Below are 22,837 nucleotides of genomic sequence, written 5' to 3' on the forward strand. Positions count from 1 at the left end.
CGCCTGCGTGTACCCTGCGGACATCGCGAACGACAACGGAAAGGTCGCCCCATGCGCCAACTGATCCTGCTCCGCCATGCCCACGCCGAATCGTCCGCGCCCGGCCAGGACGACCGCGCCCGCCCGCTGTCTCCGATCGGGCAGGCCGAAGCGCAGGCCGCCGGCGACTGGCTGCGCGAGCACGGCCTGGCGCCCGACCGCGTGCTGTGTTCGCCCGCGCTGCGCACCCGCCAGACCCTGGCCGCGCTGGGCGACACCGGCTGCGCCGACGTGCGCGAGGAGGAAGCGATCTACGAGGCCAGTCCCGGCACCCTGATCGCGCTGGCCGACACCCACGCCGACGCCCGCCGCCTGCTGCTGGTCGGCCACAACCCCGGCCTGGAGCAGCTGGCCGCGCTGCTGCACAGCGGCCAGTCCGGCGACTACCGCGGCATGCCGCCGGGCGGCATCGCGGTGCTGGAGTTCGCGCCGGACGCCGCCATCGAGCCGGGCGCGGCGCGGCTGTCGCGCTTCTGGTGGCCGTGAGACGGGCCCCGCCACGACGATGAGCCCGCGTTCCCCCCGCCGCTCGCTGGCGGGGCTGCTCGCCCTGCTGCTGGCCGGCTGCGCCAGCCTGTCGCCGCAGCAGCGCAGCGCCGCCGCCGGAATAGCCGTTGCCGCGCGCAGCACCCAGGTGGACTGCGCGCGCGACGACGCCTGCGCGCTGCCCTCGCCGCTGCTGGCGATGGCGCGCGACGCCCTGGCCGCCTCCACGCCGGAAGCCCCGAAGCACCGCGCGCTGATCCTCGACGACGCCCCGGACGCGCTGCTCGCCCGCATCCACCTGATCCGCGCGGCGAAGCGCAGCATCGAGCTGCAGACCTACATCTTCGACGAGGACGACGCCGCCCAGCTGGTGCTGGACGAATTGCAGGCCGCCGCCTTCCGCGGCGTGAAGGTGCGCATCCTGGTCGATCAGCTGGCCGCGCTGCGCAAGGTGGAGACGCTGGCCGCGCTGTCGGCGCTGCACGCCAACCTGGAGCTGCGCGTCTACAACCCGGTGCTGGACCGCGCCCGCCTGTCGCTGCCGATGTACGCGGTGGCGGCGGCCTGCTGCTGGCGCCAGCTCAACCGGCGCATGCACAACAAGCTGCTGGTGGTGGACGGCGAGGTCGGCATCGTCGGCGGCCGGAACTACCAGGACGACTATTACGACTGGGGCGCCGACTTCAATTTCCGCGACCGCGACCTGCTGCTGGCCGGCCCGGTGGTGGGCGAGATGGTGGCGAACTTCCAGGCGTTCTGGGATTCGAAGCGCAGCGTGCCGGCCGAACAGCTGGGCGACGTCGCCCGCTACCTGCGCGCGCACGGCCCGCCGCCTGCGCCGCACCACGCCTTCCACAAGCCCGGCCGGGTGCGCGCGCTGCTGGCCGAGGTGGCCGACGACGCGGTGCTGCGCGCGCGCTTCGTCGAGCCGGCCGAGCCGGTGCAGGGCGTGCGCTTCATCGCCGACCTGCCGCTCAAGCACCGGCGCGAGGCCGCCGGCCCGACCATGCAGGGCGGCACCAGCGCCGGCCTGCGCGAGCTGATCGCCGGCGCCGACGGGGAAATCCTGTTGCAGACGCCCTACCTCGTGCTGTCGAAGCCGGCGCAGGCGCTGTTCCGCGACCTGCACCAGCGGCCGGAACCGCCGCGCGTGCTGGTGTCCACCAACAGCCTGGCCTCCACCGACGCCTTCATCGCCTACGCGCTGTCGTACAAGTACAAGCGCCGCTACCTGCGCGACTACGGCTTCGAGATCCACGAGTTCAAGCCGTTTCCCGCCGACGCGCCGTTCGAGCTGGGCGCCACCGGCGCCGACCTGGGCCTGGACGATGCCGATCCGGCGGCGGCCTCGGCCTCGGCGGCGCGGCCCGCCACTCTGCGCGAGCGCCGGTTGGCCGAGCGCGGCCTGCGCAGCGAACCCGACAGCGAGGCCGGGCGGCCGTCGCCGTTCGCCTCGTCCGGCGGCATGCCGGTGCGGCTCAAGCGCGCCGGCCTGCGCATGGGCCTGCACGCCAAGTCGATGGTGATCGACGGCCGCATCGGCGTGGTCGGCACCCACAACTTCGATCCGCGCGGCGACACCCTCAACACCGAGAGCGCGGTGGTGATCGACGACCCCGGCTTCGCCCACGCGCTGGCCGCCAGCATCCGCCGCGACATGGCGCCGGCCAACGCCTGGACGATCGGCCGCCGCGACGACGCGCCGATCCTGTCCGGGGTCGAGTACAACCTGGCCAAGCTGTCCGAACGCATGCCGATCTTCGACCTGTGGCCGTACAAGTACGCCACCAGCTACGACTACGCGCCGGGCCCGGGCTGCCCGCCGACGGTGGAACCGCCGTCGCCGTTCGCGCCGGAATTCCGCCGCTGCAACCGGCCGGTGGGCGACTTCCCGGAAGTGGACATCGGCCTGAAGTGGCTGGGCGTGCGCGCGTTCACCGCGTTCGGCTCCGGGCTCTCGCCGATCCTGTGAGCGGCGTCGCCTTCGGTGTGACCGACGGCAATTGACGCGCCCGCGCCCGCACCCTAGTCTGCCAAGCTCACTTTTCCCAAGCCTGCCGGGGCCCCCATGTCGATCACCCTGAACTTCGAGCTCAACGACCACGATCTGGCCCATTTCCAGGCGGCAGCGGAGCGCTCGCGCAAGGCGGTCGAGGGCAAGAGCGCCGAAGAGATCGTCAACGCGGCGGTCGCCCTGCTGGACGACGCGCAGAAGGCCACGCTGCCGGACTTCATCCGCGAGCGCCTGCTGCGCCTGGACGACATGATCGCGATGGTGCGCGACACCGCCTGGGCGATGCCCGCCGAGGACCGCGAGCGGGTGCTGTCGGCGCTGGCCTACTTCGCCGACCCGAACGACATCATCCCGGACAACGTGCAGGTGCTGGGCTTCCTGGACGACGCGGTGATGATCGAGCTGTCGGGCCGCGAGCTGGCGCACGAGCTGGACGCCTACGACGACTTCTGCGACTACCGCGCCCGCGAAGCCTCGCGCCGCGGCGTCGAGCCGGCCACGCTGGGCCGCACCGACTGGCTGGACAGCCGCCGCGAGGAGCTGGTGGAGCGCATGCACGCCCGCCGCGAGCGCGACTTCGGCATCGGCTACGGCCGCAGCAGCGGTTACGGCCGCAGCTCCTACGTCCGCGCCTGGCGCCCGGGCGTGTTCACCGTCCGCTGATCCGCGCTTGGCCGCCCGCGACTTCGCCTGGCCGGAAGGCGCGACCCTGGAGGCGCTGAACGCGCGCTCCAGGGGCACGCTGATGGAGTCGCTCGGCATCGTCTTCACCGAGCTGGGCGAGGGCTATCTGCGCGCCACCATGCCGGTGGACGCGCGCACCCACCAGCCCTATGGCCTGCTGCACGGCGGCGCCTCGGTGGCGCTGGCCGAAACCCTCGGCAGCAGCGCCGGCGCGCTGGTGGCCGGCGGCAACGCGGTGGTCGGGCTGGAGATCAACGCCAACCACCTGCGCGCGGTGCGCAGCGGCACGGTCACCGGCACCACCCGGCCGATCCACATCGGCCGCAGCACCCAGGTGTGGGAGATCCACATCGCCGACGAGGCCGGCCAGCCGGTCTGCATCAGCCGCATCACCCTGGCGGTGCTGCCGCAGCCGCCCGCGTCCGGCGGCTGATTCCGTCGGCGCGGCTTGCCGCGCGCGCCTTTACACTATCGGCTTCGCCACGACGCTCCCCACCGTCGATTCCATGCGTGCGTTCCGCTATCTCTACCGCGTGCCGATGCTGGCCTGGCACGCGCTCATCCACCTGCCGGTCACCCTGCTGCTGATCGCCGTCGGCAACGGCGGCGCGCTGTCGCACGCGGCGGTGCGCTGGTGGTCGGGCGGGCTGCTGCGGGTGTTCGGCATGCGCCTGCGCCGCGAGGGCACGCCGCTGCCGGGCGGCACGATGTTCGTCGCCAACCACGTCAGCTGGATCGACATCATGGCGCTGCACTCGCAGCACATGATGGGCTTCATCGCCAAGTCGGAAATCCGCGGCTGGCCGGTGCTGGGCTGGATCGTGGCGCAGGCGGAGACCATCTTCCTGCAGCGCGGCAACGGCGATTCGCTGGGGCTGGTGATGGCCGAAATGACGCAGCGCCTGCGCGCCGGCCGCGCGGTGGCGGCGTTCCCGGAAGGCGGCACCCGCAACGGCCGCGAACTCGGCGCCTTCCACGCGCGCATCTTCACCGCCGCGGTGGACGCGAACGCGCCGGTGCAGCCGGTGGCGCTGTGCTACGGCGCGCGCTGCGAGGCGCAGGCGATCGTCGCGTTCGCCCCGCGCGAGAGCTTCGTCGCCAACCTGGTGCGCCTGCTCGGCGAGCCGGCGCGGCCGGTGCGGGTCTGCTTCCTGCAGCCGATCCTGCCGGGCGAACACGAGGGACGGCGCGGCATCGCCCAAACCGCGCGCGAACGCGTCGAACGGGCGATGGCGACGGCGTGAGCCTGGCGGCGTCCGCCTTCGATCCGCCGGGCTGGCTGCGCAGCCCGCACCTGCAGTCCGTGCTCGCGTCGAGCCCGCTGCGCGGCCTGCGCGCACGGGCGCGCCTGCGGCAGGCGCCGGCCATCCACGAAGCGCTGGTGCTGGATGCGGGCGAGGGCGTGCGCCTGCAGGGCATCGCCAGCCTGCCTGACGGCGTCGAACCGCGCGCGCTGGCGCTGCTGCTGCACGGCTGGGAAGGCAGCGCCGAATCCAGCTACATGCGGCTGACCGCCGCGCGCCTGCTGAGCGCGGGCTTCGCGGTGTTTCGCCTCGACTTCCGCGACCACGGCGGCAGCCACCACCTCAACGAAGGCCTGTTCCATTCCAATCGGCTGGACGAGGTGGTGGGCGCGGCCGGCGAAATCGCCCGCCGCTGGCCCGGTTTGCCGATGGCCGCCGCCGGCTTTTCGCTGGGCGGCAACTTCGCGCTGCGGCTGGCCTTGCGCGCGCCGGAAGCCGGCCTGCCGCTGATGCGGGTGGCGGCGGTCTGCCCGCTGCTCGACCCGGCGCGGACGATGGACGCGATGGAAACCGGCCCGGCGATCTACATGCGCTACTTCGAGCACAAATGGCGGCGCTCGCTGGCGCGCAAGCGGGCGCTGTTCCCGCAGGCGCACGGCTTCGGCGACGACGTGCTGCGGCTGCGCATGCGCGCGCTGACTGCGTGGATGGTGGCGCACAACACCGGCTTTCCCGACCTCGACGCGTACTTCGAAGGCTATTCCATCGCCCGCGACCGCCTGCGCGCGTTGCAGGTGCCGGCCGACGTGCTGATGGCGCAGGACGATCCGGTGATCCCGGCCGACGAATTCCAGCGCATCGCCGGCTATCCGAACGTCGCGCTGGAACTGGCGGCGCACGGCGGCCACTGCGGCTTCATCGAGAGCGCCTCGCTGGACGGCTACGCCGAACGCTGGGTGGCCGGGCGGCTGGCGTCGGCGCTGCTTCCGTAGCGCCGACGTGCGCCGCGCCGCGCCGTAGAATCGAGACGACTTCTTGCAGCGAGGAACCCGCATGCGCCTCCACAGCGACAGCTTCGAACACCGCCAGCCGCTCCCCGCCGAGTTCGCGCTCGGCGCGAAGGGCGGCTTCGGCGGCAACCGCAATCCGCACCTGGCCTGGGACGAGGCGCCGGCCGGGACGCGCTCGTTCGTGCTGCTGTGCATCGACACCGACGCGCCCACCGACGGCGCGCTGGTGGCCGACGCGACCACGCCGATCCCGGTGGCGCATCCGCGCGGCGACTTCGTGCACTGGGCGGTGGCCGACATTCCCGCCGACGTCCGCGAGATTGCCGCCGGCAGCTGCAGCGACGGCCTGACCGCGAAGGGCAAGCCCGCGGGCCGCGATGCCGGCGGCGCGCGCGGCCTCAACGACTACACCGGCTGGTTCGCCGGCGACGCCGGCATGGGCGGGCAGTACTTCGGCTACGACGGCCCGTATCCGCCGCCGCACGACCTGCGCACGCACCGCTACTTCTTCCGCCTGTTCGCGCTGGACGTGGCGTCGCTGGCGCTGCCGCAGGCGTTCACCGCCGCCGACGCGCTGCGCGCGATGCAGGGCCACGTGCTGGGCGAAGCGGCGATCTACGGCACCTACAGCCTCAACGGCTGACGCTTCCCGCCCGGACCGAAGGACGCAGGATGGAACTGCTGGTCTTCGCCCTCTACACCGCGTTCTGCGGCTGGGCGGTCTTCATGGACGGCGCCGAGGTGCTGGAAGGCTGGAAGTCCTGGTTCCTGTTCGGCTGGTTCGCCGCCATGCTGACCGCCGAGCAGCTCAGGTTCTACATCGGCGTGTCCTGGCTCGCATCCCTCGCCGTCCTGTTGTTCCACCTCTTCGGCGGCGCGGCCTGATCCGGACGCACGTGCGCATCCGGCGATGCGCGCCGTGTCGGTTTGCGGAATGCGGCGGTTGGGCATGTCGGGATTCGTCGCCGCTTTGCGATAGCTATCTCAGGAGCCGGGCATCCGCCCGGCGGGGATACCTGTCATGCCGTCTCCCTTTCGGCGATCGTTCGTGCGCCTGCTGGCCGCGCTGGCGCTGCTGGCCGCCGCCGTTGCGGCCAGTGCCGCCACCATTCCGCTGCGCGAAGGGTTGGTCGTGGTGTCGGCGGTCAGCCGACCGTCGGGGGACGAGGAGCATCTCTCGCTGGTGACGGCGGCCGATGCCGCGCAGGTGACCACGCAGGTCGAGTTCCGCATCGCCGACGGCAAAGGAGTGACGGTCCACGAGCGCACCCGCCGTGTGCGCCGCGTCGATCTGGCCGAAGCCACGCGCCTCAACGTGGTGTTCCAGGCGGGCGATGCGGAGTCGTTCCCCGGCGCGCTGCTCGACCACCTGTCGGCGGCCACGCTGGCGGCGCTCAAGCGCGACGGCCGGGCGCCGCTGGTGCTGGGCACGCTGGCCGACCTCGGCGATAGCGCCGACTGGCAGCTGGCCCCGGCGGGCCGCAAGTATTTCCGCGGCACGCTCAAGCGCCTCGCCGGTCCCGCCACGCTCACCGTGCTGGCCAACGGCAGGCCCGTCGCGCTGCCGGTGGTGCGCGCCGGCGGCGAACTGGCCGTGGCCGGGACGCGCATCGACGTCGAAGTCTGGGCGCTGGACGATCCGGCCAACCCGCTGTTGCTGGTCACCCGGCAGGGCGCCAGCCGCAGCCAGGTGGTGCGCATCGACTGGCCGGGCCCGCAGCCGCAGGCGGGCGTGCTGGAACGGGCGCTGGCGGGCAAGGGCTGCCGCGCGCCGCTGGACGGCCTGTACTTCCCCACCGGCAGCGCGCAGCTGCTGCCGCGCTCGCAGCCCGCGTTGGACGCCGCGGCGCAGCTGTTGCAACGGCATCCGGACTGGCGGCTGGCGATCGAAGGCCATACCGACAACGTGGGCGGCGCGGCCTACAACCTGGCGCTGTCCCACCGTCGCGCCGCCGCCGTGCGCGACGCGCTGGTCGCGCAGGCCCGGATCGCGCCGTCGCGCCTGTCCGCCACCGGCCTGGGCCTGACCCGGCCCGTCGCCACCAACGCCACCCTCGAAGGCCGTGCGGCCAACCGCCGCGTGGAACTCGTCCGCCAATGCCGCTGATCCACTCCGCCAAGGACATCCGATGAACGCGATCTCCGTGCTCCGCAACAGCCTGTTGTCCGCCGGCCTCGTCGCCGCGCTATCCGCCTGCGGCGGCAAGCCGGGCGGCGATGCCCCGCCTGCCGGCAACGGCGGCGGCCCCGTCGCCGGCGCCACGTCCGCCGCGCTGGATCCCGAAGATCCCTGCCGCCTGCTGCAACCGTCCGAGGTCGAAGCCGTACTCGGCAAGCCACTGGCCGGCGCGCCGTTCCGCACCGGCAATCCGCTGGGCGACCGCGCCGGCGTGGCCGATCCCACCGGCGGCGCCTGCTGGTACGAAGCCGCGGATTTCACCAACATCGCCGTGCAGGCGACCTGGACGCATGCCGGTGCGGTCGCGGCCGGCGTCGGCGCCGCATTGGACAAGGCGGAAGGCGCGGCGCGCGGCCAGCTGCGCCTGCAGGACGGCACCGAGCTGGCAGGCGACTGGGACGAAGCGAAGATCACCGGCTGCTGCAATTTCGTCGCCCTGCGCGGCGACAGCATGGTCGAAGTGGACATCGGCGGCTCCACCGCGAGCTTCGAGCAGGCCGCGCAGCTGGCGGAAAAAGCGCTGGCCCGGCTGGAGTCCCCGCTTCCCATCGACGGCGCCGCCGGCACCGCCGCCGCCGAACAGCGCCGCAAGACCCGACCGGCGCTGGACGGCTTCTGCGGGCTGTGGGACGCGGCGGACATCGCCGCCGTCGCCGGCCCGCTGCAGGGCGAACCGGAAGCCAGCGACAACACCTGCACCTACCGCTACGGCGACAAGCGCGGCGGCGGTCCGTTGAACGACATGCTGGGCCTTGGCGGCGGCAAGATGTTCATGAGCGTCGTCACCCTGCGCAACGGCGCGCGCATGTACCGCAACGACAACCGCACCAGCGCCAGCCTGGCCGCCGGCCTGCGCGCCGAACATGGCCGCGACGTGCTGACCGCCGACCAGGCGCTGGACGGGCCATGGGACGAAGCGGTGAAGACGCCGTTGCAGTTCAACACCCGCAAGGGCGACGTCCAGATCGCGATCCGCCACAGCGGCCTGAGCGATGCGCAGCTGCGCGACCTCGTCACCCGCGCCTACGTGCGCCTCGGCCTGCTGCCGAAGGCGGGCGCATGAACGCCGTCCGTCCGCTGTTGGCCGTCCTGCTCGCCGCGCTGTGGCTGGCCGCCGCCGCGCCGTCCATCGCGCAGGCGGGCGATGGCGATCAGGTGCGCACCGTCTACGACATCGAGCTCAAGGAGGATGTGCGCATCGCCACCGGCAAGTCCGCTTTCCTGAAGGGAACGGCGACGCCCTACGGCCACCAGTTCCAGGTCGAGGGTATCGCGCTGGACCAGCCGATCTCGGTGGGCCTGTACGCCGTCGATCCGGCCCGGCCGCTGCGCATCCGCGTGGTCAAGGACAGCTTCGGCGAGCCGGTGCGCGAGGTGCAGACCGATGCGCAGGGGCGTGCCGAGTTGTATTTCCGCACGTACGACGGCTTCAAGCTGTGGGTCAGCGCGGCCGAACCGTCCGACTACCAGCTGGTGGTCTGGCTGGGCGAGAAAATCGTCGCGCCGCCGCCGCCGCCGGCGGCAATCCCGGCTAGCGAATACGCGGCCGATCCGGCCAACGCCGGCGCGACGGGCACCCGCCGTCCGCTGTGGAAACACGGGCTCGGCGCGGCCCTGCTGCTGGTGTTGGTCGCCAGCGCCGCGTTCTTCCTGCGTCGCAACCGGTCATCCAGGGAGGTCGCATGAACCGCTTTATCCGCTGCGCCACGGCGTTGACCTTGGCGGCTGCACTGCCGGCAGGCGCCGGCAACGGCGATTACTTCGCCAGGAACGGGCAGGAATCGGGCCCGCCGAAACTGCTGCACAACGACGAGCCGCTGCTGGGCAAGCCGGTGAACGACCAGGGCCAGCCAAGCAACGGCGGCAAGTCCGGGCCGACCCCCGGCACCGACAACATGCAGGCCTCCGGCGGCCGCAAGGGTCCCCTTACGCCCGGCACGGACAACCAGCAGGCCAGCAAGTCCGGCCCGCCTTCCGAAGCCGGCAACCTGCAAGGCTACGGCGACAACAAAGCCGGGCCGACGCCGGGCACCGACAACATGCAGGCCTCCGGCGGCCACAAGGGTCCCCCTACGCCCGGCACGGACAACCAGCAGGCCAGCAAGTCCGGCCCGCCTTCCGAAGCCGGCAACCTGCAAGGCTACGGTGATAACAAATCCGGTCCCACCCCCGGCACCGACAACATGCAGGCTTCCGGCGGCCACAAGGGTCCCCCTACGCCCGCCACGGATAACCAGCAAGCCAGCAAGTCCGGTCCGCCCTCCGAAGCCGGCAACCTGCAAGGCTACGGCGACAACAAATCCGGTCCGACCCCCGGCACCGACAACATGCAGGCTTCCGGCGGCGGGAATCACGCCAAGGGTGGACAGGCGGGCAACGCCAACCAGGACTATCCCTACCTCACGGATCTGGACGCCAGCATGGCGCCCAACCACAACCCGCCCGGCGCGCCGAAGATGCCTTCGCAATGCGCGGAGAACGCCGGTTGCCGGCCCTGCTTCGAGCAGGCCAACGCCGGCCTGGACACGCAGCGCCGCAATCTGGAGAAGGTGCGTGCGATCTACGACTACACCCATCGCATCGTCCGCAACGGCACCGAACTGATGTACGCGGCCGGTGCAGCCGGCGGCGGCGTCTCGCACATGGGCGCGGTGGCCGAGGTGCAGAAGGTGGAAGGCGCGTTGGACCAGTTCGACGCCACCGTCCACCAGAAGAACGCCGAACTGCTGGGCAAGCTCAAAGGCAGCCTGCAGGAGCTCGCCCAGTGCGAAGCCCGCTATTTCGACAACGACGACTGGTACGTGCGCTACGGCGAGGTCTATTACCAGTTCATGCAGGGACGCTATTCGTTCTGAACGCTGGTCCGTCCGGACTGGTGGAGTCCGGGCGGTTTCCCGAGCCACTTCCCCATCCCGGTGACGCCATGCGCAGCTTCGTCCTGTCCTTGACCGCCCTGTTCGCGCTTTGCGCCTGTTCCAAGGTCGATACCGCGCCGCCGGCCGAGGCGCCGGCGCAAGCATCGGCGGCCGCGATCCCGGCCGATGCGGCCGCCGGCGGGGACGCCGCTGCCGCGACCGAAGCCGCGCCGCCGGCGCAGAACCTGCTGTCGTTCGCCAACGGCACCATCATGCCCGCGCGCTTCGAAGGCGAGCGCGTCACCGCGCCGATCCTGATGATCGACGGCTCGCCGATGCAGAACTGGGTGGGCGATGGCCGGCCGCAATCGTTCGTGTTCGAACTGCCGCAGACCGCCACCCTCCGCCGTCTGGAATTCGACGACGACACCGGCGGCATGGGCGGCGTGGATTCGGGGGTGCGCGAACTCACGGTGGAGGTGTCCGACACGTCGGCCAGCGACGGCTACCGCGAGATTTTTTCCGGGACGCTGGAAAAGGGCGTCAACGGCCAGCGCTTCGACGTGGCGAAGCCCGTGGCCGGACGCTGGGTGCGCGCCAACTTCAAGAGCAACCACGGCGGCGACTGGTTCTCGCTGGCCGAGATCCGCGCCTTCGGCGATGCGCCGCCGGTGCCGTTGTCCGGCAACGCCGGCGGCACGTACGGCAACGCCTGGGGCCGCTACGAGGTGGTGCAGGACGGCACCGCGATCAGCGGCTGCTACCGGCCCGAGGGCCAGTCCACCCGGCCGGGCACGTTCAGCGGCGGCATCGAGGGCAACGTGGCCAGGATCCTGTACGCGGAAACCGGCGACGACGGCGTGCCGGGCGAACCCGTGCCTGCGCTGCTGGTGTTCGCCCGCGACGGCTCGCGCCTGTTCTTCGCCCAGGTCAACGCCTACGGCAACGGCCTGGACGAATTCCGCGACGTTCCGCGCAGCGGCGCCGAAGCCGGCGCCTGCGGCGGCGACACGCGGGAGGACAGCCGCCTGGCCGACGGACTGGACAAGGACGGCCGGGTCACGGTGTACGGCATCAACTTCGATTTCAATTCGCATACCCTCCGCGCCGAATCCGAAACCGTGCTGCGGCAGATCGCCGACCTGTTGCGCGGCCAGCCCGACCTGGGCATCACCATCGAGGGCCATACCGACGATGTCGGCGGCGCCGGCTACAACCAGGCGCTGTCGGAAAAGCGCGCGGACGCGGTCAGGGACTGGCTGGTTCGCGCCGGCATCGAAGCCGCCCGCCTGCAGGCCGAAGGCAAGGGCGCGGGCTCGCCCATCGCCTCCAACGCCACCGACATCGGCCGCGCGCAGAATCGCCGGGTGGAGTTGGTCAAGCGTTGAACGGCGCGCCTCCCGCAGGAGGCGCACCGCATGCGTTACAGGATGTACCGGCTCAGATCCGGATCCTGCGCCAGCTCGCCGAGTTGCGCGTCCACGTAGGCGCGGTCGATGGTCAACGCGCCGCCCTTATCCGGCGCGTCGAAGCTCAGCGATTCCAGCAGCCGCTCCAGCACCGTGTGCAGGCGGCGCGCGCCGATGTTTTCCTGGCGCTCGTTCACGTGCGCGGCGATCTCAGCCAGCCGTTCCACGGCTTCCGGCGCGAAGGCCAGGGTCACGCCCTCGGTCTGCATCAGTTCGACGTACTGCTTGGTCAGCGCCGCCTTCGGCTCGGTGAGGATGCGCACGAACTCGTCCTTGCCCAGCGCGCCCAGTTCGACGCGGATCGGGAAGCGGCCCTGCATCTCCGGGATCAGGTCGGACGGCTTGGCGAGGTGGAACGCGCCGCTGGCGATGAACAGGATGTGGTCGGTCTTCACCGGGCCGTGCTTGGTGCTGACCGTGCTGCCTTCGACCAGCGGCAGCAGGTCGCGCTGCACGCCCTCGCGGCTCACGTCGGCGCCCATGCCCTCGCTGCGCTTGGCGACCTTGTCGATCTCGTCGATGAAGACGATGCCGTGCTGCTCGCAGGCTTCGATGGCCTGTTCGCGCACGTCGTCCTCGTTGACCAGCTTGCCGGCCTCCTCCTCGATCAGCAGCGGGCGCGCCGCCTTGATCGTCATCGCCTTCTTGTGGGTCTTGCCGCCGGACATCTGGCTGAACACCTGCCGCAGCTGCTGGCCCATCTCCTCCATGCCGGGCGGAGTCATGATGTCCACGCCGATGTTCATGGCGAGGTCGAGCTCGATCTCGCGCTCGTCCAGCTCGCCGGCGCGCAGCTGCCTGCGCAGCTTCTGCCGGGTCGAGGATTCCTGCGACGACGGTTCCGCGCCGATGTCCACGGTGGTCGTCGCGCCGGCGTTGAAGCCGAACGCGGGCGCGGCCTCGCGCCTGGGCAGCAGCGCGTCGAGGATGCGATCCTCGGCGCGCTCCTCGGCCTGCGTGCGCACGCGCTGCTTGGCCTGCGCGCGGTACAGCTTGACCGCGGTGTCGGCGAGGTCGCGGATGATCTGCTCGACGTCCTTGCCGACGTAGCCGACCTCGGTGAAGCGGGTGGCTTCCACCTTCACGAACGGCGCGTTGGCCAGCGTCGCCAGCCTGCGCGCGATCTCGGTCTTGCCGACGCCGGTGGGGCCGATCATCAGGATGTTCTTCGGCATCACCTCGTTGCGCAGCTCGGGTGCGAGCTGCGCGCGCCGCCAGCGGTTGCGCAGGGCGATGGCGACCGCGCGCTTGGCCGCGTGCTGGCCGACGATGTGGCGGTCGAGCTCGGCGACGATCTCGCGCGGGGTCATGGAAGAGGAATCGGTCATCGAGAAATCCTTCGGAGGCCAACCCGGCAGGGCGGCCCCATCAGCAAAACGAGTATCGGGGAGTGACTTGATGGGGCCGCCCTGCCGGGTTGGCCCGCAGCGCAACTGTCAAAGCTGCTCCACCACGATGTTGCGGTTGGTATAGATGCAGATGTCGCCGGCGATGTTCAGCGCCTCGGTGGCGATGGCTTTCGCGTCGAGTTCGGTATGCGCCAGCAACGCGCGCGCCGCGGACAGCGCGTACATGCCGCCGGAACCGATCGCGATCAGTCCGTCCTCCGGCTCGATCACGTCGCCGGTGCCGCTGATGACCAGCGAGGTGTCGGCGTCGGCCACCGCCAGCAGCGCTTCGAGCTTGCCGAAGCGGCGCTCGGTGCGCCAATCCTTCGCCATCTCCACCGCCGCGCGGGTCAGCTGGCCGTGCTTTTCCAGCTTGGCCTCGAACAGCTCGAACAGGGTGAAGGCATCCGCCGCCGCGCCGGCGAAACCCGCCAGCACGCGGCCGTCCTTGCCCAGCCGGCGCACCTTGCGCGCGTTGGCCTTCATCACCGTATGGCCGAGCGTGACCTGGCCGTCGCCGGCGATCACCACCTGGCCGTTGCGGCGCACGGACACGATCGTGGTGGCGTGGAACACGTTGGGGTTCTGGCTGGGGTCCATCGTTTTCTCCATTGCAGTTGGCGATGTGGGGCCTGTCGCCTTCGCTTCAAGCCGGCGGCCTTCCGTTGGCTCTTTTCTGCCGGCTATGGATCCTTGCGCAATGTCGCCGTATCGCATTCCTCCTTGGATGCATCGGGTACGAACCCTCCTTCGAGGGTGTACAGACCCCGGAAATCCTGCGCTTCCGCCGCGAGCGGACGGGATTTTTCGGCGCGATCCTTTGCGATACGGGCATCCTGGGGAGACAGCATCGTTTCCAAGCCATTGATCATGCCCGCCAGTTCCGAACGCGCACTACGCATCAGAGGATCCTGGATTCCTTCCATCGCGGCATGGATGCGATACGACAACACCAGCGACTCAGCGGCATTCGGCTCCACGATCTGCGAAAGAAAGCTGCCGCGGCGGGCGGTCAATGGAGAATAGGCACCGGCAAGCGCGATGGCGGCACGCAGATCGCCTCGATCGGCAGCTTGTCGGGCGATTTTTTCGGCTTCCTGCCGATAGATCATCAGCGCCGGCAGATTGTTCAGGATTTCGTCTCGGCGGAATGCGTTGCCCACGGCGTAGTTGCGCATCGACGGCAGATGCCCGGCAAGCGCAGCCTGACGCCAATAGCGGGTCACTTCTTCTGGCTGGGGAGAAGGGACACCCTCACAATGGACAAGCGCTGATTTGCTGCGTTCGACTTCAGCCACCGCGTAGTCGACACCCCGCTCGATCGCATCCACAGATATGTCCTTCCGTTGCGAGTTTCCGCTATTGCCCTCCGGCAACAGGCGCAGCGCGATGTGTTCACGGTTTTGAAGGATGGTTTCATTCCGCTGCAGCTGTTTTTGCAGGCCAAGACACTCTGTCCATTCTGTGGCGAGTCGGCAGGCGGCATTGGCCTCGCCGCGGTCGGCCCTGCGTTTCAGGTCGTCAATCACCGCACTTAGCGGGAGATCCGTGGGCGGGAGTGGGCGTTCTTTCCCCCTAGGAAAAGGCTTAATCGACACGCTTTCACCCGTATCGGACAAGGTTGCGTCCGAATGCCCAAGGGCCGATCTGGGGGTGCCCGGCCTGGATGTTGCGAAATAAAGCGCCGCAGCCGTTGCGAGCAAGACCAGAACAATCAGCGGAATCCAGGTTTTCTTCATGCGCTTCCCTCGCTTACATACATGATTAGCGCTCCCGCTTCGCGCGCGGATGCGCGGCGTCGTACACCTTCGCCAGGTGCTGGAAATCCAGGTGCGTGTAGATCTGGGTGGTGGCGATGTCGGCGTGGCCCAGCAGCTCCTGCACGCCGCGCAGGTCGCCGGAGGATTCCAGCACGTGGCTGGCGAAGCTGTGGCGCAGCAGGTGCGGGTGGATGCGCTTGAGCACGCCCTGGCGCATCGCCAGCTGCTTCATCCGCAGCTGGATGGCGCGCGCGCTGATCTGCCGGCCGCCGCGACCGGGGAAGACGAAGCCGTCCGGCTGGCCCGCCGAGTCCTCGCGCCATGCCTGCAATGCGGCGCGCGCATGCGAGCCCACCGGCACGATGCGCTGCTTGCTGCCCTTGCCGAGCACGGTGACCAGGCCCGTCTCGAAGTCGAGGTCGTGCCAACGCAGCGCGCAGACTTCCGACAGGCGCAGGCCGGAGGAATAGAACAGCTCCAGCAGGGCGCGGTCGCGCAGGCCCAGCGGCGCATCGGTGGGCAGCTCGACCAGCTGCACCGCCTCGTCCACGTCCAGCACCTGCGGCAGCTTGCGCGGGGCTTTCGGCGCGCGCACGCCGTCGGCGGGGCTGGCGTCGATGCGGCCCTGTTTCAGCAGCCAGCGGTACAGGCTGCGGCAGGCGGAGAGCCGGCGTTGCAGGGATTTCGGCGACAGGCCGCGGCGGTGTTCGGCAGCGACGAAGGCGCGCAGGTCGTTGCCGTCCAGCGCCAGCAGGTCGCGTTCACCGGCCCAGGCGGCCAGCGCCGCAAGGTCGCGGCGGTAGGCGTCCAGCGTGTGCGCGGAGCCCTGCCGTTCGACCGCGAGGTGGGCGAGGAAGTCATGGATGGGATTCATGCGATCAGGCCGTCACTCCCGCGAAGGCGGGAGTCAAGCTTTTCACCGTTTTCTTGCAAGGGCGCAAGAACTGGATACACAGACATTCGTCTGCGAAAACATGCCCGCCTTCGCGGGGATGACGAGCAAAAAGCAGGGCGTTGTCGTTAGCCACCGAACCGCTGCAGCGCCGCCGCCAGCGCCTCGCCCATCATGCGCAGGAACAGCGTGCCCATGCCGGGGAAGAAGCGGTTGGCGTCGTGGCTGCCCACCGCGACCAGGCCCACGCCCGGCAGCGCCAGCAGCGCTGAGCTCTGCACTTCGTCGGCGCGCACGCCGTACAGCAGCGCGTTCTTGTCCGGATGCAGGCGGCCGCAGACCGGGTCGCCGGCGTTGAGGATGTCCTGGAAGCCGGCCAGGCGTGGGCTGTCGGCGGCGATGTGCTGGAACCAGTCGGCATCCTCCAGCCCGTCGACGGCGCGGAAGCCGACGATGCGCACCAGGTCGCCATGGAAATCCTCGGCCATCGCCGCCGCCATCGCGCGCAGGGTGTCGGCCGCGCTGTCCTGCTTCAGCAGGGCGAGGGTAAGCTGGTGGGTGCGCACCGCCAGCCGCTCGTTCTCCTGCGCGTTGGCGAACAGCTCGTGCAGGCGTTTGGTCAGCTCGCGGTTCTTCTCGCGCAGGATGTCCAGCTGGTAGCTGGCCAGCGAGGCGGTGGGGCCGTTGTCGCGCGGCACCACCAGGGTCAGCGCCAGGTCCGGAAACTGCTGTAGGAAGCCGGGATGCCGGCGCAGCCAGGCGGCCACTTCGTGCGCGCCGAGTTTCTCGGTGGCGTCGTTGAAATCCATCGTCACAACCTGCTCCTAGACGGACATGATCCCGTCGAAAACGAACGCGGCCGGGCCGCCCATGAAGACCGTGCCGGCGGCGGCATCAAAGCGGATGCGCAGCGTGCCGCCCGGCAGCTCCACCGCGACGTCGGCGTCTTTCAGCACGCGTCCGCGCCGCGCCAGCGCCGCCACCGCCGCGCAGGCGCCGCTGCCGCAGGCCAGCGTTTCGCCGACGCCGCGCTCGAACACGCGCAGGCGGATGCGGTCGGGCGCCAGCACCTGGGCGAAGCCGACGTTGGCCGAGGCCGGGAACATCGCATTGCTTTGCATGGCCGGGCCGATGCGGGCGACGTCGGCCGCATCCACGTCCGCCACCTCGATCACCGCGTGCGGATTGCCCATCGACACCGCGCCGAAGCGCAGCGTTTCGCCGTCGATCTCCAGCGCGTATTCGTCGCGCTCGCCATCGACGCCGGCCAGCGGCACGTCGGCCGGCGCGAAGCGCGGCGCGCCCATGTCGATGACGAAGCCGCCGTCGCCGTCGCGCGTCACCGGATGCACGCCGGCCGGGCTTTCGATGGCGAACGCCGCATCCGCCGGCGCGGCGCCGTCGCGCACCAGCCAGGCGGCGATGCAGCGCGCGCCGTTGCCGCACTGGCCGGACGGCGAGCCGTCGGCGTTCCAGATGCGGTAGGCGGCGATGGTGCCCGCGCTGCGTGGCGCTTCGACGGTCAGGATCTGGTCGCAGCCGACGCCGAAGTGACGGTCGGCCAGCCGAGCGCACAGGTCCGGCGAGAGCGGCGGCACGTCGCTGCGCAGGTCCAGCACGACGAAATCGTTGCCGGCGCCGTGCATCTTCGAGAACCGCATGGCGGGCTCAGGGCTGGGTGGCGGGCGTGCCGGCAGCGTCGCCGGCCGGCTGCTCCGTCGCGGGCGCGGCCGGGCTTTCGGACGGAGCGTCGGCGGGCGTTCCAGCCGGCGCCTCGGCCGGGGCCGGCGCGTCCGGCAGCACCAGCGGCCCCTTGTTGCCGCAGGCGGCCAGCAGGCAGGACAGGAGCGTGAGCAGGGCGATGCGCTTGGTCATCGCCGCAGTGTACCCGCGCGCGCGCGTCACTGTCGCGGCTCGGGGCGCCGCCACAGCCAGACCGACACCAGCGCCATGGTCGCGATGCCGATCGCCGCCATCCACCAGCGCGGCGCGAAGATCGCCATCGACACCGAGGACACCGACATCATCGCGATCGCCAGCCGTTTCGCCTGCCGCGACACGGTGCCGTTCTGCTCCCAGTCGAGGATCGCGCGGCCGAACTTCGGATGCGCCAGCAGCCAGCCGCGCAGGCGGTCGGAGCCGCGCGAGGCGGCGAACGCCGACAGCAGGATGAACGGCACCGTCGGCATCACCGGCAGGAACGCGCCGATGATGCCGAGGATGAGGCTGGTCCAGGCCAGCAAGGCCCACAGGTGGCGGGTCATGGCGTCTCCCTACGCGCGCTTTCGGTGTCCGCGGCAATGGCGGCAACGTTATTCGACGCCCAGCCGCTCCAGCATGAAGGCATACATTTCCGCCTGTTCGCGATAGCGGCGGAAGCGCCCGGACTTGCCGCCGTGGCCGGCTTCCATGTTGGTGCGGAACACCACCGGTTCGGACGAAGTATTGAGGTCGCGCAGCCGCGCCACGTATTTCGCCGGCTCCCAGTACTGCACCTGCGAATCCCACAGCCCGGTGCCGACGAACATCGCCGGATACGCCTTGGCTTCGAGGTTGTCGTAGGGCGAATAGGTGGCGATGTAGTCGTAGAACGTCTTCTGCTCCGGGTTGCCCCACTCGTCGTATTCGTTGGTGGTCAGCGGGATCGACGGGTCGAGCATCGTCGTCACCACGTCCACGAACGGCACCTGCGACAGGATCACGCGGTACTTGTCCGGCGCCATGTTGGCGATCGCGCCCATCAGCAGGCCGCCGGCGCTGCCGCCGTGCGCGGCCACGCGGTCCGGCGCGGCGTAGCCTTCCTTCACCAGGAAATCCGTCACGTCGATGAAGTCGGTGAAGGTGTTCTTCTTCTTCAGCAGCTTGCCGTCCTCGTACCACCTGCGGCCCATTTCCTGGCCGCCGCGGATGTGGGCGATGGCATAGGCCATGCCGCGATCCAGCAGGCTGACCGCGGTGACCGAGAAGCCCGGATCCATCGACGCGCCGTAGCTGCCGTAGCCGTACTGCAGCAGCGCGGCCTTGCCGTTCTTCTCGAAGCCTTTCCTGTAGACGATGGACACCGGGATACTGGTGCCGTCGCGCGCGGTCGCCCACAGGCGCTCGGTGACGTAGTTCGACGGATCAAAGCCGCCCAGCACCGGCTGGCGCTTGAGCAGGCGGCGCTCGCCGGTGGTCACGTTCAGCTCGTACACCGTGGCCGGCGTGGTCATCGAGGTGTAGCCGTAGCGCACCCAGTCGGTGTCCGGCTCGCTGTTGACGTCCAGGCCCATCGAATAGGCGGACTCGTCGGCCTGGATGTACTCCTCGCCATCGGGCTTCAGCAGGCGCACGCGCTCCAGTCCGCCGGAGCGCTCGGCCACGGCGGTGAAGCCGTCGAACAGCTCGAAGCCTTCGATGAACACGTCGTCGCGATGGGCGACCCAGTCCTTCCAGTCCTTGCGCGAAGTCGCGCCGTCGGCGGCGGTGACCAGCTTGAAGTTGGTCGCCGCATCGGCATTCGTGCGGATCACCCAGCGCCCGCCGAAATGGTCGGCGTCGTACTCCACGTCGCGCGCGCGCTTCGCCAGCACGGTGAACTCGCGCGGATCGGCGGCCGGCGCGTAGCGCAGTTCGTCGGAAACCGTGCTGCTCACGCCGATGACGATGTAGCGCTCGTCGCGGGTGCGGTCGATGCCCATGTAGAAGCTGTCGTCGGCTTCCTCGTAGACGACCGGGTCGTCCTTCGGGTCGGTGCCGAGCACGTGCTTCTTCACCCGCACGGTGAGCAGGGTCTCCGGGTCGTTCTCGACGTAGAACAGGGTCTTGTTGTCGTCCGCCCAGACCAGGTTGGGCGAGACGCCGGCGATGGTTTCCGGATACGCCTGCCCGGTGGCGAGGTCGCGGAAGCGGATGGTGTACTGGCGGCGGCCGTTGTCGTCGTCGGCGTAGGCGAGCTGCCGGTTGTCCGGGCTGACCTCGAAGTCGCCCACGCTGTAGTAGTCCTTGCCCGCGGCCAGCGCGTTGACGTCCAGTAGCACGTCCTCGCCGGCGAAGTCGCCCGCCGCGTTGGCCTGCTGGATCGACAGCGCGTCGATGCCCGGGCCGTCCTTGCGGCGCGCGTGGATCGGGTAGTCCTTGCCGGTCTCGAAGCGCGAGTAGTACCAGTACCCGCGATCGCGGTAGGGCACGCTGGCGTCGTCCTGCTTGATGCGCGCCACGATCTCGTCGTAGAGCTTGTCCTGCACCGGTTTGGTCGGCGCCAGCACGGCGTCGGCGTAGGCGTTCTCGGCCATCAGGTAGCCGAGCATCGCGGCGTCCTTGCGGCTGTCGTCGCGCAGCCAGTAGTACTCGTCCTGGCGCTCGGCGCCGAACGGCGCCTTGACCACGTGCGTCTTCTTGTCCGCGTCGGGCGGCGTGGGCGGGGTCTGGGCGTTGGCGAGGCTGCTCATGAGGAAGAGACCGGCGATCAGGACGTGGGAGTTCATGGATGGGGCTCCGCGAAGCGGATTGCAATCGGTCCGTTCACCGCGGGTGACGGGAACGCTTTGGCTCCCTCCCTTTCGCACAGCGAAGGGGAGGGTTGGGGAGGGATGCTTCTGGTGCGCGTCAACGCGAGAGCACCCCCTCCCGACCTCCCCCTTGCGCTGCGCGCAAAGGGAAGGAGAGCAGCTGCCCCTGCCTCCGCAGGGGAGGAGACGAACATCACTTCGTCAGCTGGTTCCACAGGAAGGTGTAAGCCAGCGCGTTCATGTGCGCCGCCTGCGCGTTGTTGGCCGCGCCGCCGTGGCCGCCCTCGATGTTCTCGTAGTAGCGCACGTCCTTATCGGCGGCTTCCATCTTCGCCATCATCTTGCGCGCGTGGCCGGGATGGACGCGGTCGTCCTTGGTCGAGGTGGTGAACAGCGTCGCCGGATAGGTCTTGTTCGCGTCGAACAGGTGGTACGGCGAGAAGGTCTGGATGAACGACCAGTCGCTGGTGTCAGGGTCGCCGTACTCGGCCATCCACGAGGCGCCCGCCAGCAGGTGGCTGTAGCGCTTCATGTCCAGCAGCGGCACCTGCACCACGATCGCGCCGAACTTCTCCGGATATTGCGTGAGCATGTTGCCCATCAGCAGGCCGCCGTTGCTGCCGCCCATGGTGCCCAAATGCTGCGGCGAGGTGATCTTGCGCGCCACTAGGTCGTCGGCGATCGCGGCGAAGTCCTCGTAGGCCTTGTGGCGGTTGGCCTTGAGCGCGGCCTGGTGCCAGCGCGGGCCGTATTCGCCGCCGCCGCGGATGTTGGCCAGCGCGTACACGCCGCCCTTTTCCAGCCAGGCCTTGCCGATGCTGCCGGAATAGGCCGGCGTCATCGACACCTCGAAGCCGCCGTAGCCGTACAGCAGGGTCGGCGCCTTGCCGTCGAACGCCAGGTCCTTCGGGCGGACCAGGAAGTACGGCACCTTGGTGCCGTCCTTGCTGGCGGCGAAGTGCTGCTCGATCACGTCCTTGCTGCCGTCGAAGAACACCGGGTTGGACTTCAGCACCTCGGGCTTTTGTCCGATCTCGGCGATCGACAGCGTGGTCGGGCTGAGGAAGTCGGTGGCGGTCAGCCACACCGCGTTGCTGTCGTCGGCATCCACGGCGCCCACGCCAATGGTGCCGATGGTCGACGCGCCGACGAAGGCCGACTTCGCCCAGCCGTCCTTGCCCGGCGTGAGCACGATCAGGCGGTTCTTGACGTCCTCCATCACGTTGAGGACGAGGTGATCCTTCGTCCACGTGGAGCCGGCCAGCGCGGCGTTGTCGGTCGGTTCGAACAGCGCGGTGAAGTCGCGCTTGCCGGCCATGAAGTCGTTGAAGTCCGTCGCGATCAGCGAGCCCGGCTTCCATGTCTTGCCGCCGGCTTCATACGGTTCGCGCAGCTCCAGCACCAGCCAGTCCTTGTGCACGCCCTTCTGCGCGCTGTTCGGCGCGTCGACCTTGGTCAGGCTGCCGTCCGCGTTCCGCAGGTACAGCTCGTCGTTGTAGAAGGCGATGGTGCGGTTGACGAAGTCGCGCTGGTAGCCCGGCGTGTGGTCGCGGCCGGCGGCGATGTACATGTCGCCCGGCTTGCCTTCGTACACGGTCTTCGCCGACGCCAGCGGCGTGCCGCGCTTCCATTCCTTGACGATGTTGGGATAGCCGGAGCTGGTCAGCGTGCCGGGGCCGAAGTCGGTGAACACGTAGACCGTGTCCTCGTCGATCCACGACAGCCCGCCCTTGGCTTCCGGACGGAAGAAGCCGTCCTGCACGAACTGCTTGGTGGCCAGGTCGAACTCGCGGGTGACGTCGGCGTCGGAGCCGCCGGGCGACAGCGCGATCAGGCAGCGCTGGTACTTCGGCCGCAGGCAGTCGGCGCCGTGCCAGACCCACTTCGCGCCCTCGGCCTTGTTCAGCGCGTCGAGGTCGAGCGCGGTTTCCCACCTCGGTTCCGGCTTGCGGTATTCGGCCAGGGTGGTGCGGCGCCACAGGCCGCGTTCGTGCTGCTTGTCCTTCCAGAAGTTGTAGTAGTACTCGCCGATCTTCTCGACGCTGGGAATCTTGGCGTCGGAATCGAGGACCGCGCGGATCTGCGCCTCCAGCGTCTTGAACGCCGGCGTGCCGGCGATCTCGGCTTCCGCCTTGGCGTTGCGCGCCTTCACCCAGTCCAGCGCCTTGTCGCCCTGCACGTCTTCCAGCCAGGCGTAGGGATCGCCGTCGGGCGCGTTCTGCGCGGAGACGGCGCCGGTGAGGGCAAGGCCGGCAGCGACACTCATCGCTTGGCAGACAGTGGACAACTGGGACATGGAGGCGCTCCGTGCTGCGGTCGGGGAAACC

Annotated in this window: 23 protein-coding genes; 13 read left to right on the top strand and 10 right to left on the bottom strand. The window is 69.9% G+C overall.

Annotation, left to right across the window (positions count from 1 at the left end; translation table 11 throughout):
- Positions 1-51 precede the first annotated feature (51 nt).
- The 13 genes from H9L17_RS08780 to H9L17_RS08840 all read left to right on the top strand — a co-directional run bounded on the left by H9L17_RS08780 (position 52) and on the right by H9L17_RS08840 (position 11,899).
- A complete protein-coding gene (locus tag H9L17_RS08780; protein WP_187569098.1) occupies positions 52-525 on the top strand; it encodes a SixA phosphatase family protein in 474 nt (157 codons plus the stop codon).
- Positions 526-544: 19 nt separating this feature from the next.
- On the top strand, positions 545-2,497 hold the full coding sequence (locus H9L17_RS08785) for a phospholipase D family protein (RefSeq protein ID WP_187569099.1): 1,953 nt from the start codon (positions 545-547) through the stop codon (positions 2,495-2,497).
- Positions 2,498-2,593: 96 nt separating this feature from the next.
- Positions 2,594-3,202: a YkvA family protein gene (locus H9L17_RS08790; protein ID WP_187569100.1), complete on the top strand. Its 609-nt coding sequence runs from the start codon at positions 2,594-2,596 to the stop codon at positions 3,200-3,202.
- An 82-nt stretch (positions 3,203-3,284) separates the two neighbouring features.
- Positions 3,285-3,656, top strand: a complete 372-nt coding sequence (locus H9L17_RS08795; protein WP_187571914.1) for a hotdog fold thioesterase — start codon at positions 3,285-3,287, stop codon at positions 3,654-3,656.
- A gap of 73 nt (positions 3,657-3,729) precedes the next feature.
- Positions 3,730-4,467 (top strand): lysophospholipid acyltransferase family protein, encoded by a 738-nt coding sequence (locus H9L17_RS08800; RefSeq protein ID WP_187569101.1) that lies wholly within the window; start codon positions 3,730-3,732, stop codon positions 4,465-4,467.
- Between the two features lie 2 nt (positions 4,468-4,469).
- Positions 4,470-5,459 (top strand): YheT family hydrolase, encoded by a 990-nt coding sequence (locus H9L17_RS08805; RefSeq protein ID WP_187571915.1) that lies wholly within the window; start codon positions 4,470-4,472, stop codon positions 5,457-5,459.
- Between the two features lie 61 nt (positions 5,460-5,520).
- Positions 5,521-6,120: a YbhB/YbcL family Raf kinase inhibitor-like protein gene (locus H9L17_RS08810; RefSeq protein WP_187569102.1), complete on the top strand. Its 600-nt coding sequence runs from the start codon at positions 5,521-5,523 to the stop codon at positions 6,118-6,120.
- A 29-nt stretch (positions 6,121-6,149) separates the two neighbouring features.
- Positions 6,150-6,362 (top strand): hypothetical protein, encoded by a 213-nt coding sequence (locus H9L17_RS08815; RefSeq protein ID WP_187569103.1) that lies wholly within the window; start codon positions 6,150-6,152, stop codon positions 6,360-6,362.
- Positions 6,363-6,498: 136 nt separating this feature from the next.
- A complete protein-coding gene (locus H9L17_RS15920) occupies positions 6,499-7,584 on the top strand; it encodes an OmpA family protein (protein ID WP_223158038.1) in 1,086 nt (361 codons plus the stop codon).
- 22 nt (positions 7,585-7,606) lie between these two features.
- Complete coding sequence (locus tag H9L17_RS08825; protein WP_187569104.1) at positions 7,607-8,719, top strand: hypothetical protein; 1,113 nt, start codon at positions 7,607-7,609, stop codon at positions 8,717-8,719.
- Positions 8,716-9,342, top strand: a complete 627-nt coding sequence (locus H9L17_RS08830; RefSeq protein ID WP_187569105.1) for a hypothetical protein — start codon at positions 8,716-8,718, stop codon at positions 9,340-9,342. Before H9L17_RS08825 ends, H9L17_RS08830 begins: the two co-directional genes overlap by 4 nt.
- Complete coding sequence (locus H9L17_RS08835) at positions 9,339-10,511, top strand: dermokine domain-containing protein (RefSeq protein ID WP_187569106.1); 1,173 nt, start codon at positions 9,339-9,341, stop codon at positions 10,509-10,511. The genes H9L17_RS08830 and H9L17_RS08835 overlap by 4 nt, the downstream gene beginning before the upstream one ends.
- Before the next feature lie 68 nt (positions 10,512-10,579).
- Positions 10,580-11,899, top strand: coding sequence for an OmpA family protein (locus tag H9L17_RS08840; protein ID WP_187569107.1), 1,320 nt, complete (start codon positions 10,580-10,582; stop codon positions 11,897-11,899).
- Between the two features lie 35 nt (positions 11,900-11,934).
- On the opposite strand, the gene hslU is transcribed toward H9L17_RS08840, so the two are convergent.
- From hslU to H9L17_RS08890, 10 genes are all read right to left on the bottom strand, one after another.
- Positions 11,935-13,308: an ATP-dependent protease ATPase subunit HslU gene (gene hslU / locus H9L17_RS08845; RefSeq protein WP_246455063.1), complete on the bottom strand. Its 1,374-nt coding sequence runs from the start codon at positions 13,306-13,308 to the stop codon at positions 11,935-11,937.
- A 108-nt stretch (positions 13,309-13,416) separates the two neighbouring features.
- A complete protein-coding gene (hslV, locus tag H9L17_RS08850; RefSeq protein WP_187569108.1) occupies positions 13,417-13,968 on the bottom strand; it encodes an ATP-dependent protease subunit HslV in 552 nt (183 codons plus the stop codon).
- Between the two features lie 83 nt (positions 13,969-14,051).
- Positions 14,052-15,107, bottom strand: a complete 1,056-nt coding sequence (locus H9L17_RS08855; protein WP_187569109.1) for an SEL1-like repeat protein — start codon at positions 15,105-15,107, stop codon at positions 14,052-14,054.
- A 25-nt stretch (positions 15,108-15,132) separates the two neighbouring features.
- Positions 15,133-16,002: a tyrosine recombinase XerC gene (xerC, locus tag H9L17_RS08860; RefSeq protein WP_187569110.1), complete on the bottom strand. Its 870-nt coding sequence runs from the start codon at positions 16,000-16,002 to the stop codon at positions 15,133-15,135.
- Positions 16,003-16,148: 146 nt separating this feature from the next.
- A complete protein-coding gene (locus H9L17_RS08865; protein ID WP_187571918.1) occupies positions 16,149-16,829 on the bottom strand; it encodes a DUF484 family protein in 681 nt (226 codons plus the stop codon).
- Positions 16,830-16,844: 15 nt separating this feature from the next.
- Positions 16,845-17,681, bottom strand: coding sequence for a diaminopimelate epimerase (gene dapF / locus H9L17_RS08870; protein ID WP_187569111.1), 837 nt, complete (start codon positions 17,679-17,681; stop codon positions 16,845-16,847).
- 7 nt (positions 17,682-17,688) lie between these two features.
- Positions 17,689-17,895 carry an LPS translocon maturation chaperone LptM gene (gene lptM / locus H9L17_RS08875; protein WP_187569112.1) on the bottom strand — a complete coding sequence of 69 codons (207 nt, stop codon included), beginning with the start codon at positions 17,893-17,895 and terminating at the stop codon, positions 17,689-17,691.
- Between the two features lie 26 nt (positions 17,896-17,921).
- Entirely contained in the window at positions 17,922-18,284 is a 363-nt protein-coding gene (locus tag H9L17_RS08880) for a YbaN family protein (RefSeq protein WP_187569113.1), read from the bottom strand.
- A 48-nt stretch (positions 18,285-18,332) separates the two neighbouring features.
- Positions 18,333-20,486, bottom strand: coding sequence for a S9 family peptidase (locus tag H9L17_RS08885; protein WP_187569114.1), 2,154 nt, complete (start codon positions 20,484-20,486; stop codon positions 18,333-18,335).
- A 217-nt stretch (positions 20,487-20,703) separates the two neighbouring features.
- Positions 20,704-22,776, bottom strand: a complete 2,073-nt coding sequence (locus tag H9L17_RS08890) for a prolyl oligopeptidase family serine peptidase (RefSeq protein WP_425507420.1) — start codon at positions 22,774-22,776, stop codon at positions 20,704-20,706.
- Between the last annotated feature and the right edge of the window lie 61 nt (positions 22,777-22,837).

This window comes from Thermomonas brevis (assembly GCF_014395425.1).
Taxonomy (GTDB): Bacteria; Pseudomonadota; Gammaproteobacteria; order Xanthomonadales; family Xanthomonadaceae; genus Thermomonas; species Thermomonas brevis.

Excerpts from the sequence above, each read along its gene's own strand:
- H9L17_RS08780 (WP_187569098.1), top strand. The coding sequence starts at position 52 with ATGCGCCAACTGATCCTGCTCCGCCATGCCCACGCCGAATCGTCCGCG.
- lptM (WP_187569112.1), bottom strand. The coding sequence starts at position 17,895 with ATGACCAAGCGCATCGCCCTGCTCACGCTCCTGTCCTGCCTGCTGGCC.
- H9L17_RS08890 (WP_425507420.1), bottom strand. The coding sequence starts at position 22,776 with ATGAGTGTCGCTGCCGGCCTTGCCCTCACCGGCGCCGTCTCCGCGCAG.
- xerC (WP_187569110.1), bottom strand. The coding sequence starts at position 16,002 with ATGAATCCCATCCATGACTTCCTCGCCCACCTCGCGGTCGAACGGCAG.
- H9L17_RS08785 (WP_187569099.1), top strand. The coding sequence starts at position 545 with ATGAGCCCGCGTTCCCCCCGCCGCTCGCTGGCGGGGCTGCTCGCCCTG.
- hslU (WP_246455063.1), bottom strand. The coding sequence starts at position 13,308 with ATGACCGATTCCTCTTCCATGACCCCGCGCGAGATCGTCGCCGAGCTC.
- H9L17_RS08830 (WP_187569105.1), top strand. The coding sequence starts at position 8,716 with ATGAACGCCGTCCGTCCGCTGTTGGCCGTCCTGCTCGCCGCGCTGTGG.
- H9L17_RS08795 (WP_187571914.1), top strand. The coding sequence starts at position 3,285 with ATGGAGTCGCTCGGCATCGTCTTCACCGAGCTGGGCGAGGGCTATCTG.
- H9L17_RS08815 (WP_187569103.1), top strand. The coding sequence starts at position 6,150 with ATGGAACTGCTGGTCTTCGCCCTCTACACCGCGTTCTGCGGCTGGGCG.
- hslV (WP_187569108.1), bottom strand. The coding sequence starts at position 13,968 with ATGGACCCCAGCCAGAACCCCAACGTGTTCCACGCCACCACGATCGTG.
- H9L17_RS08825 (WP_187569104.1), top strand. The coding sequence starts at position 7,607 with ATGAACGCGATCTCCGTGCTCCGCAACAGCCTGTTGTCCGCCGGCCTC.
- H9L17_RS08840 (WP_187569107.1), top strand. The coding sequence starts at position 10,580 with ATGCGCAGCTTCGTCCTGTCCTTGACCGCCCTGTTCGCGCTTTGCGCC.
- H9L17_RS08865 (WP_187571918.1), bottom strand. The coding sequence starts at position 16,829 with ATGGATTTCAACGACGCCACCGAGAAACTCGGCGCGCACGAAGTGGCC.
- H9L17_RS08810 (WP_187569102.1), top strand. The coding sequence starts at position 5,521 with ATGCGCCTCCACAGCGACAGCTTCGAACACCGCCAGCCGCTCCCCGCC.
- H9L17_RS08835 (WP_187569106.1), top strand. The coding sequence starts at position 9,339 with ATGAACCGCTTTATCCGCTGCGCCACGGCGTTGACCTTGGCGGCTGCA.
- dapF (WP_187569111.1), bottom strand. The coding sequence starts at position 17,681 with ATGCGGTTCTCGAAGATGCACGGCGCCGGCAACGATTTCGTCGTGCTG.
- H9L17_RS08800 (WP_187569101.1), top strand. The coding sequence starts at position 3,730 with ATGCGTGCGTTCCGCTATCTCTACCGCGTGCCGATGCTGGCCTGGCAC.
- H9L17_RS08790 (WP_187569100.1), top strand. The coding sequence starts at position 2,594 with ATGTCGATCACCCTGAACTTCGAGCTCAACGACCACGATCTGGCCCAT.
- H9L17_RS08855 (WP_187569109.1), bottom strand. The coding sequence starts at position 15,107 with ATGAAGAAAACCTGGATTCCGCTGATTGTTCTGGTCTTGCTCGCAACG.
- H9L17_RS08880 (WP_187569113.1), bottom strand. The coding sequence starts at position 18,284 with ATGACCCGCCACCTGTGGGCCTTGCTGGCCTGGACCAGCCTCATCCTC.
- H9L17_RS08885 (WP_187569114.1), bottom strand. The coding sequence starts at position 20,486 with ATGAACTCCCACGTCCTGATCGCCGGTCTCTTCCTCATGAGCAGCCTC.
- H9L17_RS15920 (WP_223158038.1), top strand. The coding sequence starts at position 6,499 with ATGCCGTCTCCCTTTCGGCGATCGTTCGTGCGCCTGCTGGCCGCGCTG.